The sequence below is a fragment of the Streptomyces sp. NPDC001027 genome, assembly GCF_040299045.1.
Classification (GTDB): domain Bacteria; phylum Actinomycetota; class Actinomycetes; order Streptomycetales; family Streptomycetaceae; genus Streptomyces.
Genome location: NZ_JBEPBI010000582.1, coordinates 1 through 1,355 on the forward strand (window position 1 = coordinate 1; position 1,355 = coordinate 1,355).

Below are 1,355 nucleotides of genomic sequence, written 5' to 3' on the forward strand. Positions count from 1 at the left end.
CTCCAGGGCGGCCCTCACCGCCCCACAGCTACCTGACTCGCCTTTCCGCACGTTCTGATAGCCGGATGTACCAACAACAGCGAAGCCGGCACGGAGAGGGCTGTCAGCCGTCCATGAGCCGACCGCCGTCTCCTCGTCGGCATCGGCGCCGTCGACGTAGAGCGTCGCGCCGTCGATCCGATGCCCGCACACCATCATGACGCCGAGCAGACGCCCGTCGTCGGTCACGGAGATGCCGGCGACGGCGTCGACGGGCACCGTGCACCCCGAGACGCCGGCCAATGCCACGCCGGCCGCAACGACCGTGAGGAGGCGGCGAGTCGTCCGCCGCAGCGACGTGGTCGACTTCATGAGAACCCCCCTGTAAGGGGAGCCCTCCCCCCTCTTCCGCACGCACCGCACGTACCCGACAGACTCCCATGCGCTCTCCGGCGGCGAGCACGTTTTTTCGTCGTCGGCGCCGCTCCGGCCGTGCGGCACGGCGAACTCGCCGGTGCAGACGTCACCCGTGTCGAGCAATGCGATAGCGCAGGTGGGTGATCGTGGGCGAAGAGATCACCTCGGTGGGCGTGAAGGCCAGCTCGGCGAGATCGTCGAAGAGACGCTCTCCCGCGCCGAGCACGGCGGGCGCCAGGTGCAGCACCAGTTCGTCGAGCAGTCCCGCCGCGAGACACTGACGCACGGCCGACGCGCCGCCCGCGATCTCCACGTCCTTCTCGTGTGGGCTGTTGCGCACCGGCGAAGTGGTCGGCGTCGTGGTGTCGTTGACGGGCAGTCGGCCGAGGTCTGGCCGTGTCCGAAGGTCCATGCGCTCACCGGCGCGGGCCCAGGCAGGCGCGTCGCGGCGCTGGCGAGGTCGTCGTCCTTTCGGGCGAACTGGCTTGAAAAACATTCGAGTTGAGCGCAGATGTGTGGCGCTCACGCGGCATCCGGCGCCGTTCGTCCTGGTGACGCCGCGCTCTCCGAGTGACGCAGGACACTGTTGACCCAGCGTGTTCGAGCCATCCATGATCACCGATTGTAAGAAGAATCTAAGAGAACGGGTGGGGTGTGTTGACGCACAGACGTCGGCGCGATTGGCGCCGGGCGATCGGAAGCGGCGCGATAGCCGTCGCTCTCCTGGGGGGTGCGGTTCCGGCCATCGGCTTCACGGCGACTCCGGCGTTCGCCGACGAGAAGGGGGCGGCCTCGGCGAAGGCCGACACCACTCCTGAGTCGAAGGCCGGCGCGCGGGCGGCGAAGACCGGTGAGCGCGTGGAGGTGACGGCGAAGACGTCCGAGTCCACGCAGTTGTTCGCCAACCCGGACGGCACCTTCACGCAGGAGATGAACGCGGCTCCGGTCCGTGCTCAGGA

At 68.6% G+C, this 1,355-nt stretch carries 2 protein-coding genes and 1 pseudogene; 1 reads left to right on the top strand and 2 read right to left on the bottom strand.

What is annotated here, in order from left to right; all coding sequences use genetic code 11:
• A pseudogene (locus ABT300_RS44075) lies at nucleotides 1-519 on the bottom strand (hypothetical protein); the annotation flags it as partial.
• Nucleotides 503-808 carry a dihydrofolate reductase family protein gene (locus ABT300_RS44080; protein WP_351688822.1) on the bottom strand — a complete coding sequence of 102 codons (306 nt, stop codon included), beginning with the start codon at nucleotides 806-808 and terminating at the stop codon, nucleotides 503-505. The pseudogene ABT300_RS44075 and the gene ABT300_RS44080, both read right to left, overlap by 17 nt.
• 245 nt (nucleotides 809-1,053) lie before the next feature.
• Between ABT300_RS44080 and ABT300_RS44085 the strand changes: the two genes are divergently transcribed.
• A partial coding sequence (locus ABT300_RS44085) for a hypothetical protein (RefSeq protein ID WP_351688825.1) occupies nucleotides 1,054-1,355 on the top strand: 302 nt, incomplete at its 3' end.